Annotated in this window: 24 protein-coding genes and 1 pseudogene; 11 read left to right on the plus strand and 14 right to left on the minus strand. The window is 43.3% G+C overall.

Annotated elements, in window-relative coordinates:
• The 4 genes and pseudogenes from D6D85_RS15050 to D6D85_RS15060 form a co-directional block, all read right to left on the minus strand.
• Positions 1-537, minus strand: a pseudogene (locus D6D85_RS15050) (hypothetical protein); the annotation flags it as partial.
• Between the two features lie 33 nt (positions 538-570).
• Positions 571-705, minus strand: a complete 135-nt coding sequence (locus tag D6D85_RS17120) for a hypothetical protein (RefSeq protein WP_272914450.1) — start codon at positions 703-705, stop codon at positions 571-573.
• Entirely contained in the window at positions 687-1319 is a 633-nt protein-coding gene (locus D6D85_RS15055) for a hypothetical protein (RefSeq protein ID WP_125672882.1), read from the minus strand. Before D6D85_RS15055 ends, D6D85_RS17120 begins: the two co-directional genes overlap by 19 nt.
• Complete coding sequence (locus D6D85_RS15060) at positions 1316-2476, minus strand: hypothetical protein (protein WP_125672883.1); 1161 nt, start codon at positions 2474-2476, stop codon at positions 1316-1318. Before D6D85_RS15060 ends, D6D85_RS15055 begins: the two co-directional genes overlap by 4 nt.
• A 95-nt stretch (positions 2477-2571) precedes the next feature.
• Between D6D85_RS15060 and D6D85_RS15065 the strand changes: the two genes are divergently transcribed.
• From D6D85_RS15065 to D6D85_RS15085, 5 genes are read left to right on the plus strand one after another with little or no spacing between them, the layout of a single operon-like run.
• The gene (locus D6D85_RS15065) at positions 2572-2946 is read left to right on the plus strand and encodes a hypothetical protein (RefSeq protein WP_125672884.1); all 375 of its coding nucleotides are present in this window, start codon (positions 2572-2574) and stop codon (positions 2944-2946) included.
• Positions 2943-3167 (plus strand): hypothetical protein, encoded by a 225-nt coding sequence (locus D6D85_RS15070; protein WP_125672885.1) that lies wholly within the window; start codon positions 2943-2945, stop codon positions 3165-3167. Before D6D85_RS15065 ends, D6D85_RS15070 begins: the two co-directional genes overlap by 4 nt.
• Positions 3168-3176: 9 nt before the next feature.
• On the plus strand, positions 3177-4223 hold the full coding sequence (locus tag D6D85_RS15075; protein WP_125672886.1) for a hypothetical protein: 1047 nt from the start codon (positions 3177-3179) through the stop codon (positions 4221-4223).
• 1 nt (position 4224) lies between these two features.
• The gene (locus D6D85_RS15080) at positions 4225-4458 is read left to right on the plus strand and encodes a hypothetical protein (RefSeq protein ID WP_125672887.1); all 234 of its coding nucleotides are present in this window, start codon (positions 4225-4227) and stop codon (positions 4456-4458) included.
• Positions 4458-4694 (plus strand): hypothetical protein, encoded by a 237-nt coding sequence (locus D6D85_RS15085; protein WP_125672888.1) that lies wholly within the window; start codon positions 4458-4460, stop codon positions 4692-4694. The genes D6D85_RS15080 and D6D85_RS15085 overlap by 1 nt, the downstream gene beginning before the upstream one ends.
• A 99-nt stretch (positions 4695-4793) precedes the next feature.
• Here D6D85_RS15085 and D6D85_RS15090 read toward each other — a convergent pair whose 3' ends face one another.
• On the minus strand, positions 4794-5063 hold the full coding sequence (locus tag D6D85_RS15090) for a ribbon-helix-helix protein, CopG family (RefSeq protein ID WP_125672889.1): 270 nt from the start codon (positions 5061-5063) through the stop codon (positions 4794-4796).
• 75 nt (positions 5064-5138) lie between these two features.
• Between D6D85_RS15090 and D6D85_RS15095 the strand changes: the two genes are divergently transcribed.
• From D6D85_RS15095 to xerA, 6 genes are all read left to right on the plus strand, one after another.
• Complete coding sequence (locus tag D6D85_RS15095; protein WP_125672890.1) at positions 5139-5543, plus strand: hypothetical protein; 405 nt, start codon at positions 5139-5141, stop codon at positions 5541-5543.
• A 70-nt stretch (positions 5544-5613) separates the two neighbouring features.
• Positions 5614-6810: a hypothetical protein gene (locus tag D6D85_RS15100; RefSeq protein WP_125672891.1), complete on the plus strand. Its 1197-nt coding sequence runs from the start codon at positions 5614-5616 to the stop codon at positions 6808-6810.
• Positions 6807-7112: a hypothetical protein gene (locus D6D85_RS15105; protein ID WP_125672892.1), complete on the plus strand. Its 306-nt coding sequence runs from the start codon at positions 6807-6809 to the stop codon at positions 7110-7112. Before D6D85_RS15100 ends, D6D85_RS15105 begins: the two co-directional genes overlap by 4 nt.
• Positions 7112-7357 carry a hypothetical protein gene (locus D6D85_RS15110; RefSeq protein WP_125672893.1) on the plus strand — a complete coding sequence of 82 codons (246 nt, stop codon included), beginning with the start codon at positions 7112-7114 and terminating at the stop codon, positions 7355-7357. Before D6D85_RS15105 ends, D6D85_RS15110 begins: the two co-directional genes overlap by 1 nt.
• Complete coding sequence (locus tag D6D85_RS15115) at positions 7354-7791, plus strand: hypothetical protein (RefSeq protein WP_125672894.1); 438 nt, start codon at positions 7354-7356, stop codon at positions 7789-7791. Before D6D85_RS15110 ends, D6D85_RS15115 begins: the two co-directional genes overlap by 4 nt.
• Positions 7788-8570: a site-specific tyrosine recombinase/integron integrase gene (gene xerA, locus D6D85_RS15120; RefSeq protein WP_125672895.1), complete on the plus strand. Its 783-nt coding sequence runs from the start codon at positions 7788-7790 to the stop codon at positions 8568-8570. The genes D6D85_RS15115 and xerA overlap by 4 nt, the downstream gene beginning before the upstream one ends.
• Positions 8571-8572: 2 nt before the next feature.
• Here xerA and D6D85_RS15125 read toward each other — a convergent pair whose 3' ends face one another.
• The 9 genes from D6D85_RS15125 to D6D85_RS15165 form a co-directional block, all read right to left on the minus strand.
• Positions 8573-8788, minus strand: a complete 216-nt coding sequence (locus tag D6D85_RS15125) for a hypothetical protein (RefSeq protein ID WP_125672896.1) — start codon at positions 8786-8788, stop codon at positions 8573-8575.
• Between the two features lie 50 nt (positions 8789-8838).
• A complete protein-coding gene (locus D6D85_RS15130) occupies positions 8839-9048 on the minus strand; it encodes a hypothetical protein (RefSeq protein WP_125672897.1) in 210 nt (69 codons plus the stop codon).
• Positions 9049-9127: 79 nt separating this feature from the next.
• Positions 9128-9337 carry a hypothetical protein gene (locus D6D85_RS15135; RefSeq protein ID WP_125672898.1) on the minus strand — a complete coding sequence of 70 codons (210 nt, stop codon included), beginning with the start codon at positions 9335-9337 and terminating at the stop codon, positions 9128-9130.
• Positions 9334-9630: a hypothetical protein gene (locus tag D6D85_RS15140; protein ID WP_125672899.1), complete on the minus strand. Its 297-nt coding sequence runs from the start codon at positions 9628-9630 to the stop codon at positions 9334-9336. The genes D6D85_RS15135 and D6D85_RS15140 overlap by 4 nt, the downstream gene beginning before the upstream one ends.
• Positions 9611-9919, minus strand: a complete 309-nt coding sequence (locus D6D85_RS15145; RefSeq protein ID WP_125672900.1) for a hypothetical protein — start codon at positions 9917-9919, stop codon at positions 9611-9613. Before D6D85_RS15145 ends, D6D85_RS15140 begins: the two co-directional genes overlap by 20 nt.
• Positions 9919-10629, minus strand: a complete 711-nt coding sequence (locus tag D6D85_RS15150) for a hypothetical protein (protein ID WP_125672901.1) — start codon at positions 10627-10629, stop codon at positions 9919-9921. The genes D6D85_RS15145 and D6D85_RS15150 overlap by 1 nt, the downstream gene beginning before the upstream one ends.
• Positions 10630-10696: 67 nt before the next feature.
• Positions 10697-10846: a DUF7557 family protein gene (locus D6D85_RS15155; protein WP_125672902.1), complete on the minus strand. Its 150-nt coding sequence runs from the start codon at positions 10844-10846 to the stop codon at positions 10697-10699.
• A gap of 52 nt (positions 10847-10898) precedes the next feature.
• Entirely contained in the window at positions 10899-11105 is a 207-nt protein-coding gene (locus tag D6D85_RS15160) for a hypothetical protein (RefSeq protein WP_125672903.1), read from the minus strand.
• A complete protein-coding gene (locus D6D85_RS15165; RefSeq protein ID WP_125672904.1) occupies positions 11102-12190 on the minus strand; it encodes a Cdc6/Cdc18 family protein in 1089 nt (362 codons plus the stop codon). The genes D6D85_RS15160 and D6D85_RS15165 overlap by 4 nt, the downstream gene beginning before the upstream one ends.
• Between the last annotated feature and the right edge of the window lie 481 nt (positions 12191-12671).

Genomic DNA, 12671 nt, shown 5'->3' on the forward strand with positions numbered 1-12671 from the left:
TGGAGCTGGTGGCTTCTGTATCTCCTCCTTTGGTGGTGTAGCAGGAGGTCGTACTACAATTGGTCCCGATGGCATTTCAGGTGGTGCTGGCTGTATAACCCTAGGTGCAACAGGGGGTGTAACCTCCGGTGGTCTTGGAGGTGTAATCTCAGGTGGATATGCCCTAGGTATTGTTATAGGTGGTCTCGGAGGTCTAGGTATTCTAGCCTCAGGTGGTATTGAGGGTGTAACCTCCGGTGGTCTTGGAGGTGCTCTAAACGACTCCCTTATTACATCTATTATCGACCTAGCAGGTGGTGCAGGTACTATCTTTATTCCCCTTCTTGCACTGCTTATTATAACATCAACTGGGACTTTTGGGATCTCCTCTACCCTAGTATACATGTCTGAAATCCTGTAAACATCCTCAGGAGTCAGATCGGTTCCATATCTTGAGTTAAAATCCTCTATATATCTTTTAAGCTTTTCATAGTCCACCATTTTAGCCAGATTTATTAGATCTATGAGTTCATCAACCTGCTGGAGTGCAGCGTACATAATAAATTCACCACCCAAATCTTTTTAAAGATTCTATCTTTTTGTTTTCAGTTTCCTCTCAGCATCAAGTGCTACCCTTCCTATGTTGGTGCCTTTTTGTTTTTCCCTCTCAAGCTCCTCCAGCGAGTAAACCTTTCCATCCATAGAGGCTATCTTAATCCTGCCCATAACGACCCCAGAAATAACGAGAGAGGAAGTATATATAGTGCTACTTCTTCTCTATAAACGTTATCTCTATCGTAATATACAAAGTTTCCAATGTTCCACATGAGCCACTTGGCAGCCTCAATTGATTTCTCATCTCCCCTCCTCAGAAGCTCATCCACCCTCCTATCAGCCTCTTTTTTTGTTAAAACATAAAACAGGTATGGATCTTTCTCAAGGAGATCCACATGTTTAAAGAATGGCTCGAAGAACTGCTCAGCCACATAATCCGATTCTGGATTACCCTCAAACGGAAACAGAACCTCGTTCGTGAAACCTATGAATGTAGCACCTTTTGATGCCAGCTTCTTTCCGACATCCAATCCGGTCCAGCATGTGAAAGAATATATCACCTTTCTAACGCTGTCATTTCCCCCCACTATAACCTTTCCATTACCTATTATACCATAAGCCTTACCGTGAGACACTATAACTATCGCATTATGCCTCTTAGCCTTCTCAATAAGCTCCTCCTTTGTCGGATTTATTAGAACTTCACCCCTGCAGAACTTTCTGGCAAAGTATGATGCATACATTGTCGGCATGTCGTTCTCATAGCATACTATGAGCATGTTCACCGCCTTATTATAAATAGAGCTATTACAACTGCTAAAAGCAGTCCAGCTCCAATTATTAGAGCTGTTGATACTTTAGGAGGTGCTACTGGTACAGGAGCAGGATATGTAGCACCTTTAGCATATTGCTCCCAAGTCCTTGTTAATCCATGTGATAATTCATAGTTGTACCATTTCTGTATTAGATCCTGAGGTGGTAACCTTCCTCTAACAGCTAGGTAATATGGAGCCGGAACATACTCCTCCTGCTCAAGCTCCTTTGTTGGTGTTGGAGTAGGTGGTGGGGATACAGGAGTAAGCCTTACTGGAAATGCAACCCAGTACCACGTGTCATCCTTTGGGCAGTACATCCTGTTATATGACTTTCCTCTTTTCCAGTCCGATATCATCTCAGATTCTGACTTAGGTGGTGGAGGGTTGTTCTTTCCTGTGTATGTCGTTCCTCTTACCTCAACAGGAAGCGCAGTGTAATCTATCTCAAGTATGTACTTCTGTCCATCTATTGTAACCTCCTTCTTCTGGACAGTTCCCTTTAAACTACCAAGCAGGTTAAAGAAGTCCTCTCTGCTACATCCATATTTCTCCATCTCCTCTGATGTTTTCTCAAGCCATTCCTCCCAGAATGACTTTGGTCTTTTAGTTTCAGGAGCTGGTGTTGGAGCAGGTGCTTTCATGCTTTTTACCTTCTCCCATGCTATGGCTAGGCTTTCTCCATCAGTAGGTATGTATCCCTCACCGAATATCAGTTTGAATAAACTCCAGTCATCAGATTTTGTTGTTCCAAATCCAAACACCTCACTAGCAAGAACAGCAGATGGACCCATCCATGCTTCTGATAGTTGTTTTTTGCCCGGTATATCATACCCAACTACCACAACTCCATTTTCAGCAGCAAATGTTGCCTCATGATATGTCCCATCCACCTTGAGAAGGGCTATCGTTGGATTGCACAAATTATTCTTAAGACATAAATATGCAAATAGAGGTGCAAAATCAGCACACTGACCCGTAAACTTACCCTTCTCCTCATATTCCTTAAGCAAAGCATCAACAAGTTTTTTCTTATCACCGGAAGGACCTACCGGTACAACCGAGAACTCCCAGTTTGCTAAAAGCCAGTCCCTAAGCTGTCTTGCTGATGTGAAAGATGGTATTGGCATCAACAAAATATGGATGTGAAGTTTATAAATCTACAGACTTTTTGTTTTGATCGAAAAGCTTATATATTTTTGTTTCCTTATTTCAAGGTGATCATATGAACGGTATGTGGAAGAAGGTTCTGGCTGTATGTATTATAGCCCTCTCCCTAGCAGTTGGCTATTTGTATAAGCCCGCATCCGATACAGCAAAGTCAATAGCATACCTGTGCTTCATATACCTCCTTGGAAACCTCGGATCTACAGCCAAAAGGCTTGCAGATATACCTGCATTATCAGCATACAGGACAGCTCTCCTAGTTGATTACTACTTAAAGGTCCTTCTTGCGATATGGTTTATTGCAGTGCTGGCAGGAAGCTTAATAGGAATAGTATCAGGAGACCTAGTTGAAGCGACATTCAAAGTGGTGGCTGGTGCAATAGCAACAAATGTGGTTGTAACAGAAGGACTGAGCATGAAGGTGATAAGATGAGCAGGATGACAAAGGAGGAGTTCATTAGGAGATGGACCTCGCTTAAGCTTAGCACAAATAACGACAAGCTAAGCATACTGAGGGAGTTCCTTGAGCCTGAGCTTGACAAGGAGTACATGACTCTAGGTGGAAAAGTTGTAAAACTGAGAGATATGTTCGAGAACCCTGAGTGGCATGGGTACCTAATACATATAGGTAACCTGATAGCAGGTGTTGAGTAAGGTGATGACATGAGGCTTGTGCTCTCTCTCCCCAATAGTGATCGGGCTACCGCTATATGGACCAATGAAATGCTTAAAGATATTTACATAAACAAACTAAAGGAAAAGTATGACGTTGTTACTCTGGTTGGAGGTGCAGCAGTAGCACAGAACTGGTGGCAGTACAACGATCCAAACACTGTTTACGCAGGAGTCGGTCATGGAAACTTCTTCATATACACAGGACAGAACATGTCCACGATAATGACAAACTCCGATGATGACATAAGGAGGTTCAATGCAGCCGCATTCTGCCCTGCCAGCTGTCTAGTCTGGAATGGAAAGACATCAATATGCCAGAAGCTCGCTGAGAAAGGGGTTCCAATAGTCATAGGTGAGGAGACCGAGTACGCACTTACTGACTTTGGTGTAAAGTACTACGTGAGTGCTGAGGTAAATATACTTTATAACCTACAAAATGTCTATACATATGATGATCTAAGGAAGCTGATAGACTCAAGCTACGATGAGCAGATACAGGCTGCTGAGAAAGCAGGTGATTACTTTGATGCAGGCATACTGAAAGATGACAAGATACACAGGCTATGTGCCCTCAACAAGCCAATAGGTCAGCCTCCACAGCCAACCGAGAGCTACATAACCCTCTATTACAGGGACAGTGCAGGATACCCGATAACAGATGTGAAGGTTACATGCGTGGAGCTTAACATAACAAACGACACTGATGGATACGACTGGACTGTCTTCAGAGTTCCCTTTGGAAGAACATACACGTTCATATCTGAGAAGGAAGGGTACTGGGATGCCCACACATCGGTTAAGGCTGATCAGGATAAGATAATAGTTACGGTGTTCATGGTGAAAAAGGAACAGCCACCTCCACCATCACCACCTCCACCACAGCCACAGCAGATAGAGGGAGAGTTTGAGGGAGAGCTTACAGGGGTTGCACAGGGTGCTGTGTGGATAGGGAAATTCCACCTAAACACGACAATGAGGATGGATGGAGTAAAGATGAAGGGTGTTATAAAGGGTAAGATAACACAGAGGAAGTGAAATGGGGTTCAGACATAAGAGGGTTGGAAAGAGGGCACAAGCTGTAGCTGAAATACTGAGGAGAAACGGAAGAATGGATGAACTTTCACTGATGAGAGCACTGATGAGAGAAGCACTTAATGAGGAAAAGGTTCTTCCTTCAATATACTCAATAAGAGATGCGATAAGAGTAGCTGAAAAGCAAGGTTTAATAAGGAGAATAGATAACGACAGAACATACTATGAGGCGATATGATGGACAAAGAGGAATTCGAGCAGTTCATGGAGGAGAAGTTTAAAGCCTACCAGAGAATAGCCGATGAGGATCTAAAGAAGATGATGGAGGATTATGTTGAGGAAGCACTTCTCATAGCATCCTATCTGTCCTCAAAGGGCACAATTGACATGGTTTCATATGGAGGTATATACCACCTTCTATCCCATGTTCTTGAGGTTCTTCAGTCAATAGAAAGTGAAAGTAATGTTAAATGAAGTCATATACTTGAGGGCACAGCATATTATATGCTCCCCTTTCTTTATACTATAATCCCATCATCTCCCGCCACATATAGGAGCATCCTATAACATCCCCTATATATATTTTTTGTCAGTCTGTTTAACATTATCTTCCTGTGGATAGTCAAGTGGCTCAAGGACAACAACCTCAGATCCCCTGACCCTGTAGTATTCCACAATATAATTGGCAACTGCGAGCTTTACTATGCTGCTGACGCTTGTGTTCTCCTTTTTGGCTATTTCCCTAAGAGTATCAGCCATCTTCTTTGGAAACTTGAACGTCATCTTCGTATTGCTTGGACCAAACACATTCCTTATAGCCCTAAGAGCCTCGACTATGGACATAGGAAATAGTGAACCACCAGCTTAAAACTTTTTGTTTTTCATCATGTTTTTTATAGTTCTGGCTCACTATATCATATGTCCTGCACTGATGCTGACTTCATGGATAGGTTAGGCTCATTAAAGGGAACCAAGACAATCTACAAGAGAACCGTTCAGGGAAAGGAAATAGAGGTAATGGTAGATTATACAAAGATTTTGAGGATAGAGAAGACAACATACTCAGGGGAGAGCAATCCACCACCAGCTTTACCTATAGAGCAGCAGTATGAACAGTGGAGAAGAGGATATTCGGCTAACAGAATGTACTGTCCAAAGGATGGCTACTGGTACTGGGTTTACTTCCCCGCCAAGATAATGAATCCACTTGACAAGGTGGTTCTAACAATAAAGAATATTATAACAACCCCAATATATGCAATAGCAGGTCTCATACTGGCAGTTGTAATAGCAGCCTTCATCCTGATGAAGAGGAGAGGCTGACTGAAGTCAGACCTTACTAAAAGTCAGACCAAACCTATGTGTTTAAATAGAAGTGGTACCTTCATTTCATATGAGCGACGATATAGACATAGGTCTTGATGAGGTGGAAGAGGAGGAGAAGAGAAAAAGAAGGGGTGTTGTAAAGGCTTTTAAGGAAAAGCCTGTTTCCACACCTGTTGAGGAGGATGAGACCATCACAGTGTCCTCTTCAGATGTTAAAAAGCTCATAGAGACAGCACCATCAACACAGCAGAGGAAGGCATATGAGTACATGTGGGATCTTCTTAAGAGGCTGGATAAGATAAGGAAACAGCAGTCTCAGGTGGTTGATGTAGGTGAGATAGGGTTCCCAGAGGAACCGTTCAAGACCTCAATATTCAAGAAAGCAAGCAGAATGATGGAGGATGCTATGGCTTTTGCAATATACATGAAGATGATGCAGCAGATGGGCCTGACAAACTTGATAGGTTCACCTGTCCCTGAGGATAGAACAGCAAAGGAGCTTCTAGATAGAATAGCCAAGTTGGAGGATGCGATAAGAAAGAAGGAGGAGGAAAGCAGGTATGAGGCAATAAGAAAGGAGATAGAGGAGCTAAAGAAGACTTTCTTTGAGAAGCTTGAGTCAATGAAGCCAAAGGAGGAGAGCGAGCTTGTAAGGAAGCTTGAAAGCTTAGAATCAACTATGAAGGATAAGAAGTTTGAGGAGGCAATTGAGAAGCTGATGGAGAGGCTTACACCACAGAACCAGAAGAGCGTTGCAGAGGATCTTATAAACAGGCTGATAAACACAACAGCAGAACTTCAGAAGGAGGTCGCACAGGCTAAGTCCGATGCACTCAAAGCAGAGATAGAGTTCCTCAAGGAGAAGCTTGAGGAGGTCAAGGCAGCAGCTCAGTCAGATCCGATAGAATCGCTTAAGAGAAGCCTAGATCTGTGGAGCGATATGGCATCAAAGATAAGAGCAGCTGTAACGGGTGAGAAGCCAGACATAAAGGAGAGGATAGCTGAAAAGGCATCAGATGCAGTGCCAGACATACTGAGCACGCTCCTGAGGATAGTTGAGACAAAGGCAACTTCACCATCAAATCCGAATGAGATGCTTGTTGAATGCCCGAAATGCAAGCACAGGTTCACAATAGACAAAAATCAGGAGTGGGTCATATGTCCAAGCTGTGGAGCTAGGCTCAGGAACAAGTACGCACCTTCAGCACAGCAGATCGAGCAGACACCTATTCAGGAGGAGAAGCCTGAGGAGGGGACTAAATGATATCAATAAATGACATAATAATGATGCTTGAGAAAGTCCCAAAGAACATGGTCATAGACTACATAAACAGAAATAAAAACCTTACAGATATACTGAGGAAGTACCCATCTGTCTTGGATATGCTGAAGTCAGAGGCAAAGAAGGTGAACACACAACTGGATGAGGAGAAGATATACAGCGAGATCATGAAAGAGATGAGGACAAGAAGACCCGATCTTTATCCCCTGTTCACAGGAGATCCGGGAAAGGGATGGTTAAAGAGGCAGATAAGGGAGATAGGTAGTCTGCTGGGGGTGATATGATGGGGGATATGGAATCCCTGAAGAGAAGTCTGGATCTGTGGAATGATATAGCCTCAAAGGTGAAAGAAGCTGCTGAGAGTGTACCTGAGAGCGAGTGGGATGTTTATCACTTAAGAGAGGCTATAAGGGAGATGATAGCTGCTGAGGAGCACCTTGTATCCGGTGGAAAGCTTGAAATGGCAAGGGAGATAAGGGATATAAGAAAGAAGCTTGAGGCTTTCCTTGTTGAAAGGCTCAGGAAATGAGCGAACCAAAAAGATCCCTGTATCCTTGGGAGGTCGAGCTTCTAAATACTGAGAGAAGGCTATGGGTAAAAGCCAGAACAGGCGAGTGGGTAAGAAGGTATCTTATGTTTAATGGTCCATCCTCAGTGTATGAGATGTTCAACGAGTACAAGCAGTACATACTAGCAGCAAAGGAAGCTGGATACCTGAAGAAGACTAGGAAGATGCCCACATTCTCATCATTCGCTCACTTCATATACAAGCTCAGGAAAGCAGGGTTTATAAGAAAGCTGACAGATGATGAGATGAGGAAGATGGGAATTGACCAAACTCCTTTGATGAGGGGAGGTTCACCGAGCTACTTTCCGAGAAGCTATGTTACAATAACTCCTTTAGGGATGAGGGCAGATTCATGGCTGAATGTCTATCACAGGATGAGGAGGGGTGAGCTGTGAAAGAGGTTGAAGACTTCCTGAGGAAAAAGATAGGGATGTCCGAGACTACAAAGGAGCACTACAGGTACATACTTACTTCATTCTTTGAGACTGTTGGAAAGAAGCCCGATGAGGTAACAGAGGACGACATAGTGAACTTCATAAAGAGGGTAGAGAAGAAAAGCTCTCAGAGGACCTACTTGCAGATTCTGTCATCATTCTTCAAGGAGAGGAATCCAAAGCTGAGCGAGTTTTGCAGGAACAGTGCTAGAGGTGTTAAATATCCGTTCAAAAGAGTATATCTGACAAAGGAGGAGGCTGAAGCCTTTTTCAGACAGATAGACAACTTCAGAGACAAGCTGATGTTTGCCATCCTTCTTTTTACGGGTGTGAGAGTATCCGAGCTGATAAACATAAGAAAGAAGGACATAGATATGGACGAGCTTTCAATAGAAGTTGTGGGAAAAGAAAGCAAAGCAAGAAAAGTATTCTTTCCTGAAAAAATAGCAAATGCTTTAAGAAAATATATTAACAAGCTAAGGGATGATGATCGTCTCTTTCCTCTCACCAGAGTGGAGGTGTTTCAGCTGTGCAGGTATTATGCAAAAAAGGCAGGTATAAAAAAGAGGATATCACCACATGTGTTCAGGCATACATTTGCAGTGAATTTTCTAAAGAAAGGAGGTTCAATACATACGCTACAGCAGTTGCTAGGTCATAGCTCCTTAGCTCCTACTACCGCATATTTAGCTATGGTTGGAAGGGATCTCAGAGAGGAGTATATGAGGGTAATGAGGTGAGTTTAATCCTGCTCAGATTCCATCCTCCTGAAGTCCTCCGATATTATGTCTTTGAATATAGCATCTAACCTGTCCTTCTCGCTCTTCAAAGATCTAGCAAGATCATGCATTCCTCTTTTTACCAAGTCATTTATAATTTTAGATAGATAGGTGGATATATGCTCAGCTCTCATCACGTCCTTCCTTATCCAGTAGAATATACTTTTCTCTTCATCCATGCATCTCGCCTTTATGTCTCTCAAGCCATCTTTTATAAAAATGTTTTGTTTTATCCTTTAACCTTGCTGTATCTGCACACATGTGAGCACCAAGGTCCCAGAGAACAAGCCCAAGCTATTACAACCTCTCCATTCCTCTCATCAACAGCGACGGGTGCCAGAACAACTGTTACCACTTCCCCCTTCTTGAAGTTATGGCATGGAGCTAAGGAGGGTCTCAACACCAGATGGATCTCCCTCTTCTTTAGCTCCACGCTCATCTAATCACCCCCCTCAAAAACCACCTTACCCTGTAAAAAACATATATAACCATAAGGACTATCAAGCACAGCAGTAAGCTCAGGTACTCTTTTGCTGATCTCCAGATTCCCGTTTTCCCTCCCCCCTTAAACGGAGATCCGTCAGACATCTATCAGCCCAGTATAAGGTTCTTATCAGCTGGCTCCTCAGTATCATTAGGGATCTTTGATCCCTCTCATCCAAGTTTGATATTGTGTTGAACAGCTGGTTTAGTGAATAGCTAAGCCTCTTAAATGCATCCTCGCTCACTCTTCCACCTCCTTTAACTTTTCCGCTTTCTCAGCCTCTTCCATAGCCTGCTTTCTGTACTTAGATAGGACGAAGAACCATCCGTCTTCAGTAAATCCAATGTCCTGTATGTCGTCCTCGACAGCCCTCCATGCGACAACTATCTGGTATGGTGATAATCCAGTTACCCTAGCTAGCTTCTCTATCCTTATCCTCCCGTATTTCCTCACTGTGTCGCATACAAGATTTGCCCTTTGCATTAATGTCATCTGTCTTTCAGCTCTCTTCTCCGACTCAGTTTTCCTTCTTGGCATCTAGATCACCTTTTTTCTTGAATATAAAGCATATGTCCATCTTGTAGCACATTACGGATAGCTTTACCTCGGCATCCACCCACCATCCCTCAGCTATCTTCTCCAGCTTGTAGAAGTGGATGAACTCTATGCTCTCCCTCTTAGCCCATATCCTCACTTCCTTATCATAGTATGCAACTCCAAACCTTGGATCTATGTCAAAGCCCTCCTTTTTCAGGTAAGCCAGAACTTCATTTATCGGAAACTCAGGTTTCCTCCCTCTTAATATCTCAGGTTTCTCCTCGCTCATCACACCACCTCCAGCACGATTTTCTTTCTCTCATTTTCTTCCACTATTTTGATGGTTAATTTGTTCTCATCAAGCCATTTCCTGACATCTTCATCCTTAAAGAAGTTCCATATTGTTGATCTTTCAGTTTCAGGTAGCTGTCCATTGAACCTATCCACCAGAATATTAACAACAGCTCTTCTGGTTGGATAGTCCAGACATCTCCTGAATGTCTCCGTAAGAACCTCAGTATCCCAGTTCACAAATGTAGCCTCCCACCTCTTCACAAGATCATCAAACTTATCTGTTTTCTTAGCCCATGAGAAATCACCAGATACCTCCTGAACAGGTTTTGACGACGGCACTCCTGCTAACGGTATCTCTGTAACAGGAAACTCAGGCTTAACAGGCTCAGATGTCTCGGTTGCGACCTCCTCCACTATGGATTCTTCCTTCACCTGCTGGGTTACTTCCGGTACCTCTGGTGGGGGTATATTGGTAGAACCTGTTAAGTTAACTGTTTGTTTAACAGGTATGTTATGTTTAACATCCTGTTTAACTGTTTGTTTAACATCACCTACCTCCTCCTGTTTAACAGGTATGGTGGCAAAGAATTGGGTGAGTATTTCCGTTAGTGCCCTGTTGACCGTCATCCTGTTCCTCTTCGCATAGTCCTTCAACTTCTCAAACAGATCATCCGATATATAGAAACTCCTCAGGTATCCGGGCATGAGTCTCACCTGTTAACTAGGTTAACATGTGATATATAAGGCTTATGTTAACTTAACTGTTTAACAGTTACCATTTGGGTGCCATTAATTTGTCTCGGTTAGCTTCGTAGAAATCCAGAAGCCTCTTTATTACGTCATTGAATGGCTCTCTAGGATGCACCTTCAGGGACGCCAACCTAGAATGGATCTCATCTGATACAACTATCTGCTTTCCCATAAAACCACCTCTACTAAGATAGGAGTAAATCTAAATTTAAGCTTTTCGTTTTTTATTTTGTATTGTTCTCGCTCATAAGCTCCTCTATCAGTCTTTTGACAGCATATTTTACAGTATAGTGCATTGAGACCTCATCCACACCGAACTTCTGCTTTAGCAGGGATGAAGCCCTCTTCACCATGTTGTAGGTCTCCCTCGAAACCCTGATATCCTCAGCTGGACCCTTGAGCTTCTCCCAGAGCCTCTTCTTTCTAGTCATTTCACCTCCCTCCTCTTTAGCTCCTCCTTTATAAGCTCAGGGTACTGAAGCAATAGCGTTACAATATACGGTTTTCCCCTTCTGCCTCCTCCCGTGCCTATTAACCCCTGCTTATCAAGGTCATTCAGATAGGTGAAGAATGTTGGCTTTGACACATCCCACTTTCTCCTGAACGTATGGAAAAGCTCTGTGGTGCTCATCCCATCAGGATGTGTGGCTAAAATGCTCAGTAAATCTAGGCTCTCATGTGAAAGGGTAGCTAAAAGGAGAAGCTCTAGATCCCTAACACTCTTCGCCACAGCACTGTTTACGGTCTCCTCATCCCATTTATTCTCCTTTCCGAGGTGCTTTAAAGCTAGAATTCCGTATCTGGCATCTCCGTTGAATCTTGACGCCACTATGGCTGATAGGATCTCTATTCCCTTCTCATCATACTCATACAGACCAAGCTCAGCCCTCTGTCTCAGTATCTCAAAAAGCTCAGTCGCACTGTAGGGGGGAAAGATTATCGGCTCCGGTTGGAATGAACTCTGGATGGAGTCCTCAAGTTTTTTCACCCACAGGGGATTTGTAACTATAGCCAGAACCATAGCATTTGTCTCCCTAGACAGGAAGTACAGGATCTCCATGTCCTCAAGAAACTCCAGCTCATCCAGTGCTAGTATTATCTTCTTTTCCTCCAGCTTCTTTTTAGCCTTCTCCGTGAGGGCATCGTAGGGAGTCCCATGTTTGGATGATGTTATCTCCTTGAGTATTGAGTAGGTGTTCCTGAACCTCCTGACGGGTATGTAGAAGACCTCAAGATCTATTCCCCTCTCCATCGCAAACTTCCTGCTTTCCTCTAAGAGATACCTCACTGTCAGGGTTTTTCCAGTTCCCCTAGTCCCTGATATTAGGAGATGGCTACCTGCACCTTTGCCCATGTGAACTCCTATTTCCCTGCCTATTACCCTGTACTGCTCCCTCTCATATATTTTCTCTGGGATGTAGTCAAGCCGAAAGACGGCATTGTTCTTTATGTTCTCTCCCCTTCTTATCCCCTCCTCAAAAACGAGAAAGGAATCCAATGTCTTCTGTTGTCCCATAAGGTATAGAAGGAAGGTAAAACTATATAAACTTTTCGGGGTATTAAGCTATAAGACCCCTCTTAATACCCAGACACACACCCCGCTTAATACTTGAAGGGGGGATGGTAAGGATATAGGGAAGGTATTCTATATTTATTTTGGGGTATATTTCCACTCCAGCCCCTAATATATGGGTAGGGTGGTGAAGTATTAAGTGGGGTGTCTGTGTCTCTTCTTTAAAAAGTATAAAGCAGAGACCAAGGGGATCTGAGGTTGTGCACCTATGAACTACCAACCTCTTCACTTCCGTGTCTCTGCATCCCATGAAAATAGACCGGTTGCAGTATATAAACCTTTTGGAAATAATGGAGGGATCAGTAGGAGGGATTATTTCATTTCTCAACGGTGTGCAACTCATCATCTCCCTCCTTGTTTTAAATGGATAAGTAGATGGTTCTTGACTCTTTCCACCACCTCCTCGTATGTGTAATACCCGATA

Source organism: Candidatus Methanodesulfokora washburnensis (assembly GCF_003947435.1).
In the GTDB taxonomy this organism is placed as follows: Archaea; Korarchaeota; Korarchaeia; order Korarchaeales; family Korarchaeaceae; genus Methanodesulfokora; species Methanodesulfokora washburnensis.

Excerpts from the sequence above, each read along its gene's own strand:
- D6D85_RS15160 (WP_125672903.1), bottom strand. The coding sequence starts at position 11,105 with ATGACTAGAAAGAAGAGGCTCTGGGAGAAGCTCAAGGGTCCAGCTGAG.
- D6D85_RS15085 (WP_125672888.1), top strand. The coding sequence starts at position 4,458 with ATGGACAAAGAGGAATTCGAGCAGTTCATGGAGGAGAAGTTTAAAGCC.
- D6D85_RS15125 (WP_125672896.1), bottom strand. The coding sequence starts at position 8,788 with ATGGATGAAGAGAAAAGTATATTCTACTGGATAAGGAAGGACGTGATG.
- D6D85_RS15140 (WP_125672899.1), bottom strand. The coding sequence starts at position 9,630 with ATGCCAAGAAGGAAAACTGAGTCGGAGAAGAGAGCTGAAAGACAGATG.
- D6D85_RS15165 (WP_125672904.1), bottom strand. The coding sequence starts at position 12,190 with ATGGGACAACAGAAGACATTGGATTCCTTTCTCGTTTTTGAGGAGGGG.
- D6D85_RS15070 (WP_125672885.1), top strand. The coding sequence starts at position 2,943 with ATGAGCAGGATGACAAAGGAGGAGTTCATTAGGAGATGGACCTCGCTT.
- D6D85_RS15110 (WP_125672893.1), top strand. The coding sequence starts at position 7,112 with ATGGGGGATATGGAATCCCTGAAGAGAAGTCTGGATCTGTGGAATGAT.
- D6D85_RS17120 (WP_272914450.1), bottom strand. The coding sequence starts at position 705 with ATGGGCAGGATTAAGATAGCCTCTATGGATGGAAAGGTTTACTCGCTG.
- D6D85_RS15130 (WP_125672897.1), bottom strand. The coding sequence starts at position 9,048 with ATGAGCGTGGAGCTAAAGAAGAGGGAGATCCATCTGGTGTTGAGACCC.
- D6D85_RS15155 (WP_125672902.1), bottom strand. The coding sequence starts at position 10,846 with ATGGGAAAGCAGATAGTTGTATCAGATGAGATCCATTCTAGGTTGGCG.
- D6D85_RS15090 (WP_125672889.1), bottom strand. The coding sequence starts at position 5,063 with ATGTCCATAGTCGAGGCTCTTAGGGCTATAAGGAATGTGTTTGGTCCA.
- D6D85_RS15150 (WP_125672901.1), bottom strand. The coding sequence starts at position 10,629 with ATGCCCGGATACCTGAGGAGTTTCTATATATCGGATGATCTGTTTGAG.
- D6D85_RS15105 (WP_125672892.1), top strand. The coding sequence starts at position 6,807 with ATGATATCAATAAATGACATAATAATGATGCTTGAGAAAGTCCCAAAG.
- D6D85_RS15145 (WP_125672900.1), bottom strand. The coding sequence starts at position 9,919 with ATGAGCGAGGAGAAACCTGAGATATTAAGAGGGAGGAAACCTGAGTTT.
- D6D85_RS15075 (WP_125672886.1), top strand. The coding sequence starts at position 3,177 with ATGAGGCTTGTGCTCTCTCTCCCCAATAGTGATCGGGCTACCGCTATA.
- D6D85_RS15115 (WP_125672894.1), top strand. The coding sequence starts at position 7,354 with ATGAGCGAACCAAAAAGATCCCTGTATCCTTGGGAGGTCGAGCTTCTA.
- D6D85_RS15100 (WP_125672891.1), top strand. The coding sequence starts at position 5,614 with ATGAGCGACGATATAGACATAGGTCTTGATGAGGTGGAAGAGGAGGAG.
- D6D85_RS15060 (WP_125672883.1), bottom strand. The coding sequence starts at position 2,476 with ATGCCAATACCATCTTTCACATCAGCAAGACAGCTTAGGGACTGGCTT.
- D6D85_RS15080 (WP_125672887.1), top strand. The coding sequence starts at position 4,225 with ATGGGGTTCAGACATAAGAGGGTTGGAAAGAGGGCACAAGCTGTAGCT.
- D6D85_RS15065 (WP_125672884.1), top strand. The coding sequence starts at position 2,572 with ATGAACGGTATGTGGAAGAAGGTTCTGGCTGTATGTATTATAGCCCTC.
- D6D85_RS15095 (WP_125672890.1), top strand. The coding sequence starts at position 5,139 with ATGTCCTGCACTGATGCTGACTTCATGGATAGGTTAGGCTCATTAAAG.